Annotated in this window: 14 protein-coding genes; 3 read left to right on the forward strand and 11 right to left on the reverse strand. The window is 61.5% G+C overall.

What is annotated here, in order from left to right:
- Window positions 1-31 precede the first annotated feature (31 nt).
- Both recJ and ACM6I6_RS08800 read left to right on the forward strand, forming a co-directional pair.
- A complete protein-coding gene (gene recJ / locus ACM6I6_RS08795; protein WP_274077225.1) occupies window positions 32-1,741 on the forward strand; it encodes a single-stranded-DNA-specific exonuclease RecJ in 1,710 nt (569 codons plus the stop codon).
- A gap of 254 nt (window positions 1,742-1,995) precedes the next feature.
- A complete protein-coding gene (locus ACM6I6_RS08800; RefSeq protein WP_274077224.1) occupies window positions 1,996-3,102 on the forward strand; it encodes an NADH:flavin oxidoreductase/NADH oxidase in 1,107 nt (368 codons plus the stop codon).
- Between the two features lie 102 nt (window positions 3,103-3,204).
- On the opposite strand, the gene ACM6I6_RS08805 is transcribed toward ACM6I6_RS08800, so the two are convergent.
- A complete protein-coding gene (locus ACM6I6_RS08805) occupies window positions 3,205-4,830 on the reverse strand; it encodes a glucan biosynthesis protein D (RefSeq protein WP_323609410.1) in 1,626 nt (541 codons plus the stop codon).
- Between the two features lie 412 nt (window positions 4,831-5,242).
- On the opposite strand from ACM6I6_RS08805, the gene ACM6I6_RS08810 reads away from it, so the two are divergent.
- Window positions 5,243-5,428, forward strand: a complete 186-nt coding sequence (locus tag ACM6I6_RS08810; RefSeq protein WP_274077222.1) for a hypothetical protein — start codon at window positions 5,243-5,245, stop codon at window positions 5,426-5,428.
- 53 nt (window positions 5,429-5,481) lie between these two features.
- Here ACM6I6_RS08810 and ACM6I6_RS08815 read toward each other — a convergent pair whose 3' ends face one another.
- From ACM6I6_RS08815 to ACM6I6_RS08860, 10 genes are all read right to left on the reverse strand, one after another.
- Entirely contained in the window at window positions 5,482-5,772 is a 291-nt protein-coding gene (locus ACM6I6_RS08815; RefSeq protein WP_274077221.1) for a type II toxin-antitoxin system RelE/ParE family toxin, read from the reverse strand.
- Window positions 5,750-5,998 carry a CopG family ribbon-helix-helix protein gene (locus ACM6I6_RS08820; protein ID WP_274077220.1) on the reverse strand — a complete coding sequence of 83 codons (249 nt, stop codon included), beginning with the start codon at window positions 5,996-5,998 and terminating at the stop codon, window positions 5,750-5,752. Before ACM6I6_RS08820 ends, ACM6I6_RS08815 begins: the two co-directional genes overlap by 23 nt.
- Window positions 5,999-6,201: 203 nt before the next feature.
- Window positions 6,202-7,686 carry an APC family permease gene (locus ACM6I6_RS08825; protein WP_274077219.1) on the reverse strand — a complete coding sequence of 495 codons (1,485 nt, stop codon included), beginning with the start codon at window positions 7,684-7,686 and terminating at the stop codon, window positions 6,202-6,204.
- A 225-nt stretch (window positions 7,687-7,911) separates the two neighbouring features.
- Window positions 7,912-9,336: a gamma-aminobutyraldehyde dehydrogenase gene (locus ACM6I6_RS08830; RefSeq protein WP_414919771.1), complete on the reverse strand. Its 1,425-nt coding sequence runs from the start codon at window positions 9,334-9,336 to the stop codon at window positions 7,912-7,914.
- Between the two features lie 175 nt (window positions 9,337-9,511).
- Window positions 9,512-10,321, reverse strand: coding sequence for an ABC transporter permease (locus tag ACM6I6_RS08835; protein WP_046816458.1), 810 nt, complete (start codon window positions 10,319-10,321; stop codon window positions 9,512-9,514).
- A complete protein-coding gene (locus tag ACM6I6_RS08840; protein WP_046816459.1) occupies window positions 10,311-11,258 on the reverse strand; it encodes an ABC transporter permease in 948 nt (315 codons plus the stop codon). The genes ACM6I6_RS08835 and ACM6I6_RS08840 overlap by 11 nt, the downstream gene beginning before the upstream one ends.
- A 1-nt stretch (window position 11,259) precedes the next feature.
- Window positions 11,260-12,297 carry an ABC transporter ATP-binding protein gene (locus ACM6I6_RS08845; RefSeq protein ID WP_274077210.1) on the reverse strand — a complete coding sequence of 346 codons (1,038 nt, stop codon included), beginning with the start codon at window positions 12,295-12,297 and terminating at the stop codon, window positions 11,260-11,262.
- Window positions 12,298-12,452: 155 nt separating this feature from the next.
- Complete coding sequence (gene ydcS / locus ACM6I6_RS08850; protein ID WP_323608721.1) at window positions 12,453-13,604, reverse strand: putative ABC transporter substrate-binding protein YdcS; 1,152 nt, start codon at window positions 13,602-13,604, stop codon at window positions 12,453-12,455.
- 83 nt (window positions 13,605-13,687) lie between these two features.
- Complete coding sequence (locus ACM6I6_RS08855) at window positions 13,688-15,145, reverse strand: gamma-aminobutyraldehyde dehydrogenase (protein WP_414919927.1); 1,458 nt, start codon at window positions 15,143-15,145, stop codon at window positions 13,688-13,690.
- A gap of 131 nt (window positions 15,146-15,276) precedes the next feature.
- Window positions 15,277-16,191: a LysR family transcriptional regulator gene (locus tag ACM6I6_RS08860; RefSeq protein WP_323608722.1), complete on the reverse strand. Its 915-nt coding sequence runs from the start codon at window positions 16,189-16,191 to the stop codon at window positions 15,277-15,279.
- Between the last annotated feature and the right edge of the window lie 161 nt (window positions 16,192-16,352).

Here is a 16,352-nt window from a genome sequence, read left to right on the forward strand (position 1 = left end):
CTACGTATTGAAGAGAAGCCCCTGTCACCCCATGCGCATCGAACCTCGCCTGCTGCCCGACACCCTGCCATTTCTCGGTGATATCCCGCCGCTGCTGACCCGGCTGTACGCCGCGCGGGGCGTGTTATCCGAAGCCGAACTGGACAAAAGCCTGGCGCGGCTGATTCCGTTCCAGCAGCTCAAGGGGATCGAGGCGGCGGTGGACTTGCTGGTGACCGCGCTTGAACAGCGTCAGCGGATCCTGATCGTGGGCGACTTCGATGCCGATGGCGCCACAGCCAGTACCGTGGGCACCCTGGGCTTGCGCCTGTTGGGTGCGGCGCACGTCGACTATCTGGTGCCCAACCGGTTCGACTACGGCTACGGCCTGACCCCGGAAATCGTCGCGGTGGCGCTGGAGCGCGAGCCTCAGTTGCTGATTACCGTGGACAACGGCATTTCCAGTGTCGAAGGCGTGGCGGCGGCGAAAAAGGCCGGGCTCAACGTGCTGGTCACCGATCACCACTTGCCCGGCGATGAACTGCCGCTGGCCGATGCCATCGTCAATCCGAACCAGCCCGGTTGCACCTTCCCGAGCAAGGCGCTGGCCGGAGTCGGGGTGATCTTCTATGTGCTGATGGCCTTGCGCGCGCGTTTGCGCGAGCTCGGCTGGTACACCAGCAAGCCGCAGCCGAACATCGGCGAGTTGCTCGACCTGGTGGCGCTGGGCAGCGTGGCCGACGTGGTGCCGCTGGATGCCAACAACCGGATCCTGGTGCATCAGGGCCTCGAACGGATTCGCGCCGGACGTGCCCGACCGGGGATCAAGGCAATTCTCGAAGTGGCCAAGCGTGATCATGCGCGCATCACCTCCACCGACCTGGGGTTTATCGTCGGCCCGCGCCTCAACGCCGCCGGACGACTGGATGACATGAGCCTGGGCATCGAATGCCTGCTGACCGACGACGCGGCGCTGGCCCGTGAGATGGCGGCGCAGCTGGACGGGATGAACCAGGACCGTAAATCCATCGAGCAGGGCATGCAGCGTGAAGCGCTGGCCCAGCTCAAGGATCTGCCGGTGGAATCGATGCCGTTTGGCTTGTGCCTGTTCGATCCGGAGTGGCACCAGGGTGTCATCGGTATCCTCGCATCGCGCATGAAAGAGCGTTATTTCCGCCCGACCATCGCCTTTGCCGATGCCGGCGACGGCTTGCTCAAGGGTTCCGGGCGTTCGGTCCAGGGCTTTCATATCCGCGACGCCCTGAGCGTGGTGGCGGCGCAGCATCCGAACCTGATCACCAAGTACGGTGGCCACGCCATGGCCGCTGGCCTGACGCTGCCGGAGGCGAATTTTCCGCTGTTCGCCGAGGCCTTCGATGCCGAGGTTCGTCGTCAATTGCGCGACGAAGACCTGACCGGGCGCCTGTTGTCGGACGGCACCCTGGCGGTCGAGGAGTTTCACCTGGAACTGGCCCGCGCCTTGCGCCATGCCGGCCCTTGGGGGCAACACTTCCCGGAGCCGCTGTTTCATGGGGTGTTTCAGTTGGTCGAGCAGCGTGTCGTCGGTGAAAGGCACCTCAAGGTGGTGCTTCGCAGCGAGTGCGGTTCGGTCAAGCTTGACGGCATTGCATTCGGGATCGACCGTGAGGTGTGGCCGAATCCGACCATCAAGTGGGTGGAATTGGCTTACAAACTCGACGTCAACGAGTTCCGCGGCAATGAGACCGTTCAACTGATGATTGCCCACATCGAACCGCGTTGACCCCTCGTTCCCACAGGATTTGAGCGAACCCTGTGGGAGCGAGCTTGCTCGCGATGGCAATCTTTGCGACACCGAATCTCTCTGAATCCTCCCTCATCCCCCGATGTCGACTAGGCTCTAAGCACTGCTTGATTATCCTTGTGACGTCTTGTCAATTTTTTGCCCGCGGGGGCGGGTGCTGCATCCTTTTCCTGTCACTCGTCGACTATTCAAACAGAACCCTGGAGCCTGACCACTGATTTGAGAGGTGCCCCATGAGTCTGCTGCTTGAACCCTACACCCTTCGTCAATTGACCCTGCTCAACCGCATCGCGGTATCGCCGATGTGCCAGTATTCGAGTGTCGACGGCCTGGCCAATGACTGGCACCTGGTCCATCTCGGCAGCCGCGCGGTCGGCGGCGCGGGCCTGGTATTTACCGAAGCCACGGCGGTTACCGCCGACGGGCGCATCACCGACCAGGATCTTGGTCTATGGAACGATGAACAGATCGAACCCCTGCAACGCATCACTCGCTTCATCGCCGCTCAGGGCGCTGTCGCCGGCATCCAGCTGGCCCATGCCGGCCGCAAGGCCAGTACCTATCGACCCTGGCTCGGCAAGCATGGCAGCGTGAAAATCGACGAGGGCGGCTGGCAGCCGGTGGGCCCGTCACCGATCGCCTTTGACCCGCAGCACACACAACCCAAGCAGCTCGACGAAGGCGAGATCGCTGACGTCATCCAGGCCTTTGTCGACGCGGCGAAACGCGCGTTGACCGCCGGTTTCAAGGTGGTCGAAGTGCACGCGGCCCATGGCTATCTGTTGCACCAGTTTCTGTCGCCCCTGAGTAATCAGCGGCGTGACCAGTATGGCGGATCCTTCGAAAATCGAATTCGGCTGGTGCTGCAAGTGACCGAAGCGGTGCGGGCAGTCTGGCCGGAAGAATTACCGCTGTTCGTGCGGGTGTCGGCCACCGACTGGGTGGAGGATGGCTGGAACCCGGATGAAACCGTCGAGCTGGCGCGGCGCCTGAAAGACCTCGGCGTGGACCTGATCGATGTGTCGTCAGGCGGAACGGCGGTCAACGCGGAAATCCCCACAGGCCCGGGTTATCAAACCCGGTTTGCCGAACGTGTGCGCAAGGAGTCGGGCATCGCCACCGGTACTGTAGGCATGATCACCGAGCCCGCACAGGCCGAGCATATTCTGCGCACCTGTCAGGCGGATATCATCTTCCTCGCTCGCGAGCTGTTGCGTGATCCCTATTGGGCGCTGCATGCCGACGATGACCTCGGTGGGCGCAAGGCCATATGGCCAGCGCAGTATCACCGGGCGACCCATCGCGACCAACCGATTCATGAGTCGGATTTGCGTGATTGATTGAGGAGTTTCAAGATCAAAAGATCGCAGCCTTCGGCAGCTCCTACAGAGGAATACGATCCCCTGTAGGAGCTGCCGAAGGCTGCGATCTTTTGCTTTTCCTCAAGTATATTTGCGCTTGTCCGGTGCCGGCGGGAAGTACTGGTACAACCAGGTCTCACTCAGCGTCCGGTCATTGGTGCGGATGAACAGGCGCAGCTCCACCGGCTCGACACTGTCGTTGGTCGGGTACCAGTCAAAGGTGATGCGATAGCCCTTGATGTCATCGAGCACCAGCACGTTGAACTCCTTCACCTCGCCGTTGGAACAGGTGACCACCGGTTCGATGCCGGTCCCCGCCGGCAGACGATCCAGACCGCCTCCGTTGAAGTCCACGGCAAAACGGCGGGCCCAGACTTCCGGATAATGCTCGCCCGGTGCCCAACCTTCGGTGAAACCGCCCATACCCGACCGGGTCGCGTTGACCCGTGCCAGCGGCGTGCCGACGGGCGGCAGGGCGCTCCAGTAGAGTTTGTAGCCGTAGTTCAGCGAGTCGCCGGCCGCGACCGGTTTTTTCGGGGTCCAGAAGGCCACGATGTTATCGAGGGTCTCGCCGGTGGTAGGAATTTCCAGCAGATCGATTGAGCCTTCACCCCACGCGGTCGTTGGTTCGACCCACAGGCTCGGGCGTCGGCTGTACCAGTCAACGGTGTCCTGATAGCTGGCGAACTCGTGATCGGTCTGCACCAGGCCGAAACCTTTCGGGTCCTTGTCGGTGAAGGCGTTGAATTGCAGGGTGGCCGGGTTGTTCAGCGGGCGGCAGATCCACTCGCCGTTGCCCCGCCACATCGCCAGGCGATCTGAGTCGTGGATCTGCGGGTGAATGGTGTCGCACATGCGGCGCTCGTGGGTGCCGCAACTGAACATGCTGGTCATCGGCGCGATGCCCAGTTGTTCGATGGCGGTGCGCGCGTTGACATGGGCGTCGACCTCCATCACCACGCGCTCGGCCTGGCAATCGATGTCAAAACGGTAGGCACCGGTGGCGCTCGGCGAATCGAGCAGGGCGTAGACAACGAAGCGCGTGCTGTCCTTGCCTGGCGTCTCGAACCAGAACTTGGTGAAGTCGGGGAATTCTTCGCGCTTCTTGGCATAGGTGTCGATGGCCAGGCCGCGGGCCGACAAACCGTACTGGCCGCTGGCGTCTACGGCGCGGAAATAGCTGGCGCCGAGGAAAGACACCACGTCGTGTTTGTCCAGTTCCGGCGCCTTGAACAGCTTGAACCCGGAAAAGCCCAGGTCGCCCTTGAGCTGCTGGGTATCGACCGAGGTATTTTCATAGTTGAACAACGAAGGGCGGAAATGCACTTCGCGGGCCATGCGGGTCTTGGTATCGACGCTGTACATGCGCACCGGCTGGCGGAAACCCATGCCAACATGGAAAAACTGCACGTCCAGCTGACCATTGAGGTCATTCCACAACGAATGCTTGCCGTCATAGCGGATGGCATTGAAATTCTGCGGGGTCATGGTCGCCAGGGTGGGCGGCAGCACCTGCTTGGTGTCCTGGTAGCGATTGCTGGCCAGTTGCTTGGCCTGGGCCTTCAGCGCTTCGAAGTCGAACGCCTGAGCCTCGCCATCCGCCGTGCCATTGCTTGCCCAGGCTTGGGCAGCGAGCAGGCCGGTGGCCGACAAACCGGTGTAGGCCGCAATGGCCATGGAGGCTTTGAGCAAATTCCTGCGATGCATAAGTACAACCTGTCGTGAACGATCCCGCGCCGTTCCTGGCACTGCTGGATCAAGAATATCGGTTCGGACATGCCTTCGGCCAAACGCAACTGCCTTTAAACAGATAACGAATAGCTTAAACCGTTCGGTTGTGCAGAAAAAATGATTGATGGCGTGACGATGGCGCGGCAATGAAACAAGAGATGTCGGTTAACGTTTCCGACAGCAGATTCTGATTTAGAGGGCATTTCTGCTTTTTTTGACTAATTACTCTAAAAACCGCTTTTCAGCGCCCGGATAATTCCTATTCTATGGACATGACCGGTTTCTGCCCTTCGGGCCGGTGGCTTCAGCGGGCACAGGGTGGCCGCTGAAAAGGGGTAGGGCGATGCGGTTTCTGAAGTTTTCTTTGACGTAGAGAAGGACATCGTCCATGTCGAAAGTACAAGGCATCACCGAAATCCTGGGAATCTTTGCGTGCCTGTCTACTGGCCGGCGAAGACGTCGGCTCAATAGCGAGGAGATTAAGTTGGTGGAACGCTATCGGGAGTTGTCGGAGAGTGACCGCATTGCGATGCGTTATCTGGTGGATGCGATGCGCAGTGTTTCGCGGTTTTGAAGAAATAGAACCTTCAGTCGCGGCAACTTTGCCGCGGCTGGATGTTCTCCCCTCTACCAATCCTCAGAGCGTTCGGAGCGCTGATGCAGCACTCTCAACACCTGTATCTGGCCATTGGCAAATCGATACGGGGCAATGAAGGGATAACGGCCAAGCACTAACTCTCGGACATCAGGCATGACGGAAGGCCTGCCTGAACCGGGAAACTGCTCCAACTGCCGAAAAGATTGCAGCATGGTTGCAATGATTTCGATGGCACTACTCGCGCCTACGACCTCTCGGTAATGCTCATGGATGGCATTCAGGTCGCTTTCGGCTTTCTCAGTCAGTACTACGCTCGGCACGTTTTGCCCACTTAGCCTTCACGGCGTCCAGATCGGTCAGTTTTCCGGCATCGGCATCGGCTATGCCGTCGCTGATGGCTTGCAGATGCCAGGACTCGGCTTCCACGTATCGAACCAGTGCACGCTTGAGGTGGTACTGACGGTCGCGGTCAGTGGCCGCTGCCAGCTGATCCAGCTGTTGGGCCAGAAGTTCTTCGACACGAAAAGACAAAACGGGCGAGGCCATGGTGGCTCTCCTAAAGGTGTATACGCTGTAAACGACGTAAACACCCTAGGCTCTGTTGCGTCTATCGTCAACCGATACCGCGTGCGTGGTTGAGGAAACTCTAGCCGGGTAAACATTCGCAAGTAGCGAGGAACTGTTTCGAAATGCTTGCCTGTTGCAGGCTCGATGAACCCCGGTACCTGTTGGCACCGGGGCAACTTCCGTTAGCGACTGACTTTCCACGCATCCCCGGCAGGCGCCTTACCGTGGTCATACGGCTTGGCAATCCACATGTAGAGCAACCCCAGGCCGATGACGATGGCGGTACTCAGGACCATGGCGTAGTTGATGTACCACGCGGCGTCCGGGGTCCGTGGCCAGGCCATGTTGATGATCGCGCCGACGCCATAGACCAGCGCGCCGATGTTCACTGCCCAGCCCCAGGCGCCGAGGGTGAATTTGCCGCTGGGTTTCCAGCCTTTGAGGCGGGCGTACAGCGCTGCGAGCACGATCATCTGGAAAGCCAGGTAAATACCGATGGCGGCGAAGCTGACGATGGTGGCGACCGCGTCCTGCAGGAAGAAGCCGAGGATGATGATCAGCGCCGGCAGGACGCCGGACACGAACAGTGCCGCAACCGGAACCTGGGTGGTAGGGGAAATCTTCTTCAGCAGTCGGCTGCCGATGACCATTTCGTCCCGGGCGTAGGAATACAGCAGGCGACTCGCCGCCGCTTGCAGGCTGATGACGCAGGAGATGAAGGAAATCATCACCACGCCCATCACCATTTTCGAACCGACCGGGCCGAAGGCATTGTTGAGGATGGTGCCGACCGGGTCCTTGTCGGTGCCATCGATCACCGCTTGCATGTCCGGTACGGCGAGGATCAGCGCCAGGCAGGCGAACATCGCCGCCACGCCGCCGATGTAGATGGTCATGCGCATGGCCACCGGGATCTGCTTGCTCGGGTTCGGGGTTTCTTCGGCTACGTCGCCGCAGGCCTCGAAGCCGTAGTACAGGAACATCCCCGCCAGCGATGCAGTGAGGAAGGCCGGCAGGTACGAGCCGTTGACGCTGATGTCGAAGGTGTTGAACAGCACGCTGATCGACTGATGGCGTTCGAAGACCAGCAGGTAGACACCGACGATCACCGCACCCACCAGTTCGCAGAGGAAGCCGAACATGGCAATGCGCGCCAGCACCTTGGTGCCGCTGAGGTTGACCAGGGTGGCGAACAGCGTCAGTACCAGGGCAATGATGATGTTGGTGTTGTTGCTCGGTTCAAAACCGAGCATGGCGGCCAGGTACGGGCCGGCGCCGACGGCTACGGCGGCAATGGTCACGCACAGGGCGATGGAGTAGATCCAGCCGACCATCCACGCCCAGCGCTTGCCCACCAGGCGACGCGCCCACGGGTACACGCCACCGGAAATCGGGAACTGCGAAACCACTTCACCAAAGATCAGGCACACCAGCAACTGCCCGCAACCGACCAGTAAATAGGCCCAGAACATCGGCGGCCCGCCGGCGGCGAGGCACAGGCCGAAGAGGGTATAGACCCCTACGACCGGAGAGAGATAGGTGAAGCCCAGGGCGAAGTTTTCCCACAGGCTCATGCTGCGATTGAAGTTGGACGTGTAGCCCAGTTTTCGCAGCTGCTCGGCGTCGCTGTCGGCGATGGCGGACGAGAGATCGGGTGATGCACTCATGTGTGTTTCTCCGGAAAATCGGCAGATTTCGGATGCCCGAGACCGTGACGGGGCTTGGAGGCGCCGCCCGGGTCGGTGGTTATTGTTTTGATTTCTTTGGTCTGGAACCTGGTGGTGCCTAATGCCGGTTTCGACCTTGAAACCGAAGTGACGCAATCGCCAGCAGGCTGGCTCCCACAGGGAAATGCATTCCAAATTGTGGGAGCCAGCCTGCTGGCGATGGTTTTAGTGCTTGAACATCACATGCCGCACAACGGTGTAATCCTCCAGCCCATACATCGACATGTCCTTGCCATACCCGGACAGCTTCTGCCCGCCATGGGGCATCTCGCTGACCAGCATGAAATGCGTGTTCACCCAGGTGCAGCCGTACTGCAAGCGCGCCGACAGGCGATGCGCACGACCGACGTCGGCGGTCCATACCGATGACGCCAGGCCGTAGTCCGAGTCGTTGGCCCAGCCCAGCACCTGCGCCTCATCGGTGAATTTGGTCACCGACACCACTGGCCCGAACACTTCGCGCCGCACGATCTCGTCGTCCTGCTGAGCATCGGCCAACACCGTCGGTTCGAAGAAGAAGCCATTGCCGTCCACCGCTTTACCGCCGGTGATCAGGCGGATGTGCGGCTGCGCCACGGCGCGCTCGACGAAGCCGGCCACGCGGTCGCGGTGCTGCGCGGTGATCAGCGGGCCGAGCTCGGTCGCCGGATCGTCCTGCAAGCCGTACTTGATGCTGCTGACCGCCGCGCCGAGTTTTTCCACGAACTTGTCGTAGATGCCTTCCTGGGCATAGATGCGGCAGGCGGCGGTGCAGTCCTGGCCGGCGTTGTAGAAACCGAAGGTGCGGATGCCCTCGACGGCGGCGTCGATGTCGGCGTCGTCGAAGATGATCACCGGGGCCTTGCCGCCCAGTTCCATGTGCATGCGCTTGACGCTGTCGGCGGTGCTGGAAATGATGTTCGAGCCGGTGGCGATGGAACCTGTCAGCGACACCATGCGCACTTTCGGGTGGGTGACCAGCGGGCTGCCGACCGTGGGACCACGGCCAAACACCAGGTTGAGCACGCCAGCGGGGAAGATTTCCGACGCCAGTTGCGCCAGGCGCAGGGCGGTCAACGGCGTCTGTTCCGATGGCTTGAGCACCACCGTGTTGCCGGCGGCGAGGGCCGGGGCGATTTTCCAGGCGACCATCATCAGCGGGTAGTTCCACGGCGCGATGGAGGCGATCACCCCCACCGGGTCGCGGCGGGTCATCGAGGTGTGGCCGGGCAGGTACTCGCCACCGGCCGAGCCGCTCATGCAGCGGCTGGCGCCGGCAAAAAAGCGGAACACGTCGGCGATCGCCGGAATCTCGTCGTTGAGCGCGGCGCTGTAGGGCTTGCCGCAGTTGTCCGACTCCAGCTTGGCCAGCTCTTCGCCGTGGGCCTCGATGGCGTCGGCGAGTTTGAGCAGCAGCAGCGAACGTTCCTTGGGCGGGGTCTGCGACCAGCTGTCGAACGCGGCATCGGCGGCGCGCACAGCGGCATCGACCTGGGCTTCGCTGGCTTCGTTGATTTCCACCAGCACGCGCCCCAACGCCGGGTTGAACACCGGTTGGGCGGGGCCTTCGCCGTTGATAAGTTGGCCGTTGATCAAGAGTTGGGTTTGCATGGTTCTGTCCTCTTTGGAACTGTTGTTTTACCTCTGAAGGAACCGGCTCAAAATGTGGGAGCGGGCTTGCTCGCGAAGGGGCCATCACCTCCAACATTGATGTCGGCTGACACACCGCTTTCGCTGGCAAGCCAGCTCCTACAAGATTCGGTTTCTTCAGTGGCTGAGTTGTCTGTTATTTCCCACCGCTACCCGCCACGCTCTCACCGCCCCGCGTCAGGTAATAGGCGCCGAGAATCGGCAGCATGGTCACCATCATCACCAGCATCGCCACGACGTTGGTCACCGGCACGTCCCGAGGGCGGCTGAGCTGGTTGAGCAGCCACAGCGGCAGGGTGCGTTCATGGCCGGCGGTGAAGGTGGTGACGATGATCTCGTCGAACGACAGCGCAAACGCCAACATGCCTCCGGCCAGCAGCGCCGAGCCCAGGTTCGGCAGGATGATGTAGCGGAAGGTCTGCCAGCCGTCGGCACCGAGGTCCATCGAGGCTTCGATCAGACTGTGGGAGGTGCGGCGCAAGCGGGCGATGACGTTGTTGTAGACGATCACCACGCAGAAGGTCGCGTGGCCGACGATGATGGTGAACATCCCCGGCTCGATGCCCAGCGTCTTGAACGTCGCCAGCAGCGCGATCCCGGTAATGATGCCGGGCAGGGCGATCGGCAGGATCAGCATCAGCGAGATGCCTTGCTTGCCGAAGAAGTCCCGGCGATACAGCGCCGCCGAAGCCAGCGTGCCGAGGACCATGGCGATCAGCGTGGCAATCGAAGCGATCTGCAACGACAGCTTGATCGCTTCCAGTACGTCGGGCCGCGAGAACGCCACGCCGATCCACTTCAGCGTGAAGCCCTTGGGCGGGAAGCTGAACGCCGCGTCTTCGGTGTTGAAGGCGTACAGGAAGATGATCAGGATCGGGAAGTGCAGGAACACCAACCCGCCCCAGGCTGCAATGCGCAAACCCAGGGATGCTTTTTCAGAGTGCATCGAAGGCCCCCAGTCGTTTGACGATGGACAGGTAAATGGCGATCAGCACGATCGGCACCAGGGTGAAGGCGGCCGCCATCGGCATGTTGCCGATCGCACCTTGCTGGGCGTAGACCATGCTGCCGACGAAGTAGCCCGGCGGGCCGACCAGTTGCGGCACGATGAAGTCGCCCAAGGTCAGCGAGAAGGTGAAGATGGAACCTGCGGCAATGCCCGGAATCGCCAGCGGAAGTGTCACTTGCATGAAGGTCTGGCGTGGCTTGGCGCCGAGGTCTGCCGAGGCTTGCAGCAAGGACGGTGGCAGGCGTTCCAGCGAGGCCTGGATCGGCAGGATCATGAACGGCAGCCAGATGTAGACGAACACCATGAAGCGTCCCAGGTGCGAGGTCGACAAGGTACTGCCGCCGACGCCGGGAATGCCCAGGATGAACTGCAAGACCGGCTCCAGCCCCAGGTGCTGGACGAACCACTGCGCCACGCCACCCTTGGCCAGCAACAGGGTCCAGGCATACGCCTTGACGATGTAACTGGCCCACATCGGCATCATCACCGCGATGTAGAAAAACGCCTTGGTCTTACCGGTGGTGTAGCGCGCCATGTAGTAGGCAATCGGGAACGCGACGATGGCGCTAGCGATCGAGACGACGACCGCCATGCTCAAGGTGCGCAGGATGATGTCGAAGTTCGATGGCTGGAACAGCGCGGCGAAGTTGGCCAGGGTAAGGTCGGGGGTGACCGCCATGGTGAAGTCGTCGAAGGTGTAGAAACCTTGCCACAACAGGGTCAGCAACGAGCCGAGGTAGATCGCGCCGAACCACAGCAGCGGCGGCACCAGCAGCATCGACAGGTACAGGTTCGGCCGGCGATACAACAGGTTGGAAAATCGGCGCAACGGCGAGCCACTGGCCGGGTTTTGCGGGAGAGCGACGCTGGTCATTTCACACCCCACCCACGATGGTGTCGTGCAACGGGATCATCGCTTCGCGCGCCCAGCGTGCGCTGAGGCGTTGCCCGGTCTGATGTTGCGCGCTGGTATCGAGCCACTGATTGTTGGCCTGGCTGATGTTCAGGGTCTGGCCATTTTCCAGCTTCAGTTCATAACGTGTGGCGCTGCCCTGGTACTGGATGTCGTGCAGTAAACCGCTGACTTCGATTTCGTGCGCGGCCAGTGGGCCTTCGGCGAAACGCACGTGTTCCGGGCGAATCGAAAACGGTTGTGGATTGCCGCTCAACTGCTGCGCCAGATCGCCGCGAATCACGTTGGACGTGCCGACGAATTCCGCCACGAACGTGGTCGCGGGCTTCATGTACAGGTTACGCGGCGAATCGACCTGTTCGATGCGACCCTTGTTGAACACGGCGACGCGATCGGACATCGACAGCGCTTCGGTCTGGTCGTGGGTGACGAAGATAAAGGTGATGCCCAGCTGGCGTTGCAGCTTCTTCAGTTCACTCTGCATTTGCTCGCGCAGCTTCAGGTCGAGCGCGCCCAAGGGTTCGTCGAGCAGCAGCACACGCGGACGGTTGACCAGGGCGCGGGCAAGGGCTACGCGCTGGCGCTGGCCACCGGACAGTTGCACCGGTTTGCGCTCGCCGTAACCGCCGAGGGCGACCATGTCGAGGGCTTCTTCGGCGCGTTTGCGGCGTTCGGCCTTGCCGACGCCTTTGACTTTCAAGCCATAGGCGACGTTGTCGAGTACGTTCATGTGTGGGAACAGCGCGTAATCCTGGAACACAGTGTTCACGTCACGCTGGTACGGCGGCAGGCCGGCGGCCTCCTCGCCATGAATGCGGATCGAGCCCGCGCTCGGTTGTTCAAAACCGGCGATCAGGCGCAGGCAGGTGGTTTTGCCCGAGCCCGAAGGCCCAAGCATGGAGAAGAACTCGCCGTCCTGGATGTCGATGGAAACCCGGTCAACGGCTTTCACTTCGCCGAACTGACGGGAAACGTTGGTGAACTGGACTGCAAGCGTCATGGTGCGGTGCTCCGAAAAGGCGAGGGCCGTCGCAGCGGCCCTGCCTGGACTTCTGAAAAAACGAGAAACGGTCAACTACAGCCGAATGCCTTGCTCGGCAGTGGCAACAGAGGTGGTCAACTGTGGGATCTACTTCATTTCAGGGATCGCGCAGACTAGCGACCGCCCATGATCGCGATGTAGTCCTGGGTCCAGCGGCTGTACGGCACGAACTTGCCGCCTTCGGCCTGTGGGGTTTTCCAGAAGGCGATCTTGTCGAACTGGTCGAACCCATTGGTCTTGCAACCTTCGGCGCCGAGCAATTCGCTTTCCTTGCACGCGGCCGGTACCGCTGGCAACGAACCGAACCACGCCGCCACGTCACCCTGGACTTTCGGTTGCAGCGACCAGTCCATCCATTTGTAGGCACAGTTGGGGTGCTTGGCTTCGGCATGCAGCATGGTGGTATCCGCCCACCCGGTGGCGCCTTCTTTCGGGATGGTCGAGGCGATCGGCTGTTTCTCGTTGACCAGGCCGTTGACCTGATACGGCCAGGCCCCGGACGCCACCACGCCTTCGTTCTTGAAGTCACTCATCTGCACGGTGGTGTCGTGCCAGTAGCGGTGGATCAACGGCTGCTGGGCGCGCAAGAGATCGAGCACCGCCTTGTATTGCGCTTCGGTCAATTCGTAGGGGTTCTGGATGCCCAGTTCCGGCTTGGCGGTCTTGAGGTACAGCGCCGCGTCGGCGATGTAGATCGGGCCGTCATAGGCCTGCACGCGACCCTTGTTCGGCTTGCCGTCCGGCAGGTTTTCTGCATTGAACAACACGCCCCAGCTGTCGGGCGCGGTCTTGAAGACGTTGGTGTTGTACATCAATACGTTCGGACCCCACTGGTACGGGGTGCCATAGGTCTGGTTGTTGACCACATACCACGGCGCATCTTTCAGGCGCGGGTCGAGGTTCTTCCAGTTCGGGATCAACGTCGTGTTGATCGGCTGCACCCGCTTGCCGACGATCAGGCGCAAGGAAGCGTCGCCGGAAGCCGTCACCAGGTCATAACCGCCCTTGGCCATCAGGCTGACCATCTCATCGGAAGTCGCCGCGGTTTTAACGTTCACCTTGCAGCCGGTTTCCTTCTCGAAACCGGTCACCCAGTCGTAGGCCTTGTCGCTTTCGCCACGTTCGATGTAGCCGGGCCACGCGACGATATCGAGTTGCCCTTCGCCGGCACCGACAGCCTGCAACGGCTCGGCGGCCTGGACACTGGCACTGGCCAGCAGCGCGGTGGTGATTGCACTGAGCAGTGCGGTCTTGTGCACGAACATGGAATTTCCCTCTTCTTCAAATTATGGTCGGGGCAGTGGTGAACGTGGTGAAGCATGCCGCTATCGGCTTGTTATTAGCGTAGTCAGAGATGCTGCCCGTGGCGGGCCATGATGTGCCGCACCACGCTGTAGTCCTGGAGCGAATCGCTGGACAGGTCCTTGCCGTAGCCCGATCGCTTGAGCCCGCCGTGGGGCATTTCGCTGACCAGCATGAAATGGCTGTTGATCCAGGTGCAGCCATATTGCAACCGCGCGGCGACCTGCATCGCCTTGTCCAGGTTCTGGGTCCAGACCGAGGAGGCCAGGCCGTATTCCGAGTCGTTGGCCCAGTCCACGGCTTGTTCGAGCTGATCGAAGCGGGTCACGGTGACCACCGGCCCGAACACTTCGCGCTGGACGATTTCATCGCCTTGCTTGCAACCGGCGAGCAACGTCGGCTGGTAATAGAAGCCGGCGCCGGAATGCACCGCCGCACCGGTCACCCGTTCGATGTGTGGCTGGCCGAGGGCGCGTTCGACGAAACTGGCCACGCGGTCGCGCTGGCGGGTGCTGATCAGCGGGCCGATTTCGTTGTCGGCATCGCGTTTGCCGGCGAAACGCAGGCTGCTGACCGCCGCGCCGAGTTCGGCCACCAGGCGGTCGTGAATGCCGGCCTGGGCATACACCCGGCAAGCGGCGGTGCAATCCTGCCCGGCGTTGTAGTAGCCGTAGGTGCGCACGCCTTCGACCACCGCCTGGATGTCGGCATCGTTACAGACGATCACCGGCGCTTTGCCGCCCAGTTCGAGGTGCGTGCGCTTGAGGGTTTTTGCCGCGGCCTGGAGGATTTTCTGCCCGGTGACGATATCGCCGGTCAGCGACACCATGCGCACCTTGGGGTGGCTGACCAGATGGCTGCCGACGCCTTCGCCGCCACCGCAGACAATGTTGATCACGCCGGGCGGCAGGATCTCGGCCAGCGCCGGGGCCAACGCCAGGATCGACAGGGGGGTGTGCTCCGATGGCTTGAACACCAAGGTGTTGCCGGCGGCCAGGGCCGGGGCGATTTTCCACGCGGCCATCATGATCGGGTAATTCCACGGCGCGATGGACGCAACCACTCCAATAGGATCACGACGCACCATGCTGGTGTACCCGGGCAGGTACTCGCCGCTGAGCTGGCCGGTCTGGCAGCGCACGGCGCCCGCGAAAAAGCGGAACACATCGACCGTGGCGCTCAGGTCGTCCTGACGGGCCAGATGCAACGGCTTGCCGCAGTTCAGGGATTCGAGGCGGGCGAGCAGGTCGGCGTTTTTTTCGATGGCGTTGGCGATATCGAGCAACAGGTTCGAGCGCTGCTGCGGCGTGGTTCGCGACCACCCGGCAAAGGCGCGGTGGGCGGCGAGGATGGCGGCTTCGACTTGTTCGGTGCTGGCTTCGGCGATGTGCGTCAGGACTTCGCCTGTGGCCGGGTTGAGAATCGGTTCGACACGGCCTTGCCCGGCGACCAATTCACCCTCGATCAACAATGCGGTGAACAACGGGGTCTGCGAGCCAGCCATTTTGCGGGTTCTCTTTTCTTGTGTGGCCATGTTGCTCCCTGTGACTGGGGCTGGCCGTCTTATATGGATGCATCAAGACTAGTGCGCAGACCCGAGGTCGACAAATTCTAAATACTGAAGGCGGCGTTCGATTAAATAGATGGCTTGCGCCCGCCGTGGGGTTGCTCGCGGGCGACGGTCAGGAACGGGTCCACCAGGGCCGGGCGCGCGGTCCCGCGGCGCCAGGCCAGGCCGACATCCAAGGTATGGCTGAGGTCGGCAATCGGCCGCGCTTCGATGATGTCGCCCTCCAGTGACCATGGCCGGTAAGTCATGTCGGGCTGGATCGACACGCCAAGGCCGGCAGCTACCAGGCTACGCACCGCTTCGGTCGAGGCGGTGCGCAGGGTGATGCGCGGTTGCAGGGAGGCGGCTGTCCACATGCGCTGGGCATTGCGGTCCATTTCATCGACGTTCAATTGAATCAGCGGTTCGCGGGCCACGTCGGCTAGGTTGATGCTGTCGTGTTCCAGCAGCGGGTGCTGGGCCGGCAGCCACAGCCGATGGGGCGAATGGGTCAGCACTTCGGTCTGCAGGGCGTGGCGGTCTTCGAGGTTGGAGAGGATCAACACGCCGACATCGATCTCGCCGCTGACCAGCAAGTGTTCGATGTAAGGGCGTTCGTCTTCCATCACGCGGATTTCGACGTTGGGGTAGGCGCGCTGGAAACGCGTGAGCAGGTCCGCCAGGTAGTAACCGGCCACCAGGCTGGTCACCCCGACGATCAATTGCCCGGCCACCTGGTCGGTGCTTTGTTGCAGGCTGCGCTTGGCGTTGTCCACGGTAGCCAGGATCAAATGCGCCTGGCGCAGGAACTGGTGCCCCTGATGGGTCAGGGTCATGCCCTTGGCGTGGCGATTGAACAGGCCGACGCCGATTTCCTGCTCCAGTTGCTGGATCGCCAGGGTCAGGGTGGACTGGGAAATGAACGCGGTTTGCGCGGCGGCGGAGATCGAGCCGGTCTCGGCCACGGCAATGAAATGACGGATTTGACGCAAGGTCATCATGAAGAGCGTACCCGGTGGGCAGTTTTATAGATTTTATCGAGTGTATATCGTTTTTTTAGAGGGTAGCTGTAAGTCACCCGCGCAAAGCGTGAGCAACATCTGGAAGCAATCTAACAGGCCGTTTTCGGGCACTTTCGATCTAGGCTGGTGGCCTTAAGGTC

The sequence above is a fragment of the Pseudomonas sp. IT-P218 genome, from assembly GCF_949767605.1.
Classification (GTDB): Bacteria; Pseudomonadota; Gammaproteobacteria; order Pseudomonadales; family Pseudomonadaceae; genus Aquipseudomonas; species Aquipseudomonas putida_AE.

Bases quoted from the DNA above. Each gene is read 5' to 3' on its own strand.
- ACM6I6_RS08825 (WP_274077219.1), bottom strand. From the start codon at position 7,686: ATGAGTGCATCACCCGATCTCTCGTCCGCCATCGCCGACAGCGACGCC.
- ACM6I6_RS08840 (WP_046816459.1), bottom strand. From the start codon at position 11,258: ATGACCAGCGTCGCTCTCCCGCAAAACCCGGCCAGTGGCTCGCCGTTG.
- ACM6I6_RS08810 (WP_274077222.1), top strand. From the start codon at position 5,243: ATGTCGAAAGTACAAGGCATCACCGAAATCCTGGGAATCTTTGCGTGC.
- ACM6I6_RS08835 (WP_046816458.1), bottom strand. From the start codon at position 10,321: ATGCACTCTGAAAAAGCATCCCTGGGTTTGCGCATTGCAGCCTGGGGC.
- ydcS (WP_323608721.1), bottom strand. From the start codon at position 13,604: ATGTTCGTGCACAAGACCGCACTGCTCAGTGCAATCACCACCGCGCTG.
- ACM6I6_RS08845 (WP_274077210.1), bottom strand. From the start codon at position 12,297: ATGACGCTTGCAGTCCAGTTCACCAACGTTTCCCGTCAGTTCGGCGAA.
- ACM6I6_RS08805 (WP_323609410.1), bottom strand. From the start codon at position 4,830: ATGCATCGCAGGAATTTGCTCAAAGCCTCCATGGCCATTGCGGCCTAC.
- ACM6I6_RS08820 (WP_274077220.1), bottom strand. From the start codon at position 5,998: ATGGCCTCGCCCGTTTTGTCTTTTCGTGTCGAAGAACTTCTGGCCCAA.
- ACM6I6_RS08830 (WP_414919771.1), bottom strand. From the start codon at position 9,336: ATGCAAACCCAACTCTTGATCAACGGCCAACTTATCAACGGCGAAGGC.
- ACM6I6_RS08860 (WP_323608722.1), bottom strand. From the start codon at position 16,191: ATGATGACCTTGCGTCAAATCCGTCATTTCATTGCCGTGGCCGAGACC.
- ACM6I6_RS08800 (WP_274077224.1), top strand. From the start codon at position 1,996: ATGAGTCTGCTGCTTGAACCCTACACCCTTCGTCAATTGACCCTGCTC.
- recJ (WP_274077225.1), top strand. From the start codon at position 32: ATGCGCATCGAACCTCGCCTGCTGCCCGACACCCTGCCATTTCTCGGT.
- ACM6I6_RS08855 (WP_414919927.1), bottom strand. From the start codon at position 15,145: ATGGCTGGCTCGCAGACCCCGTTGTTCACCGCATTGTTGATCGAGGGT.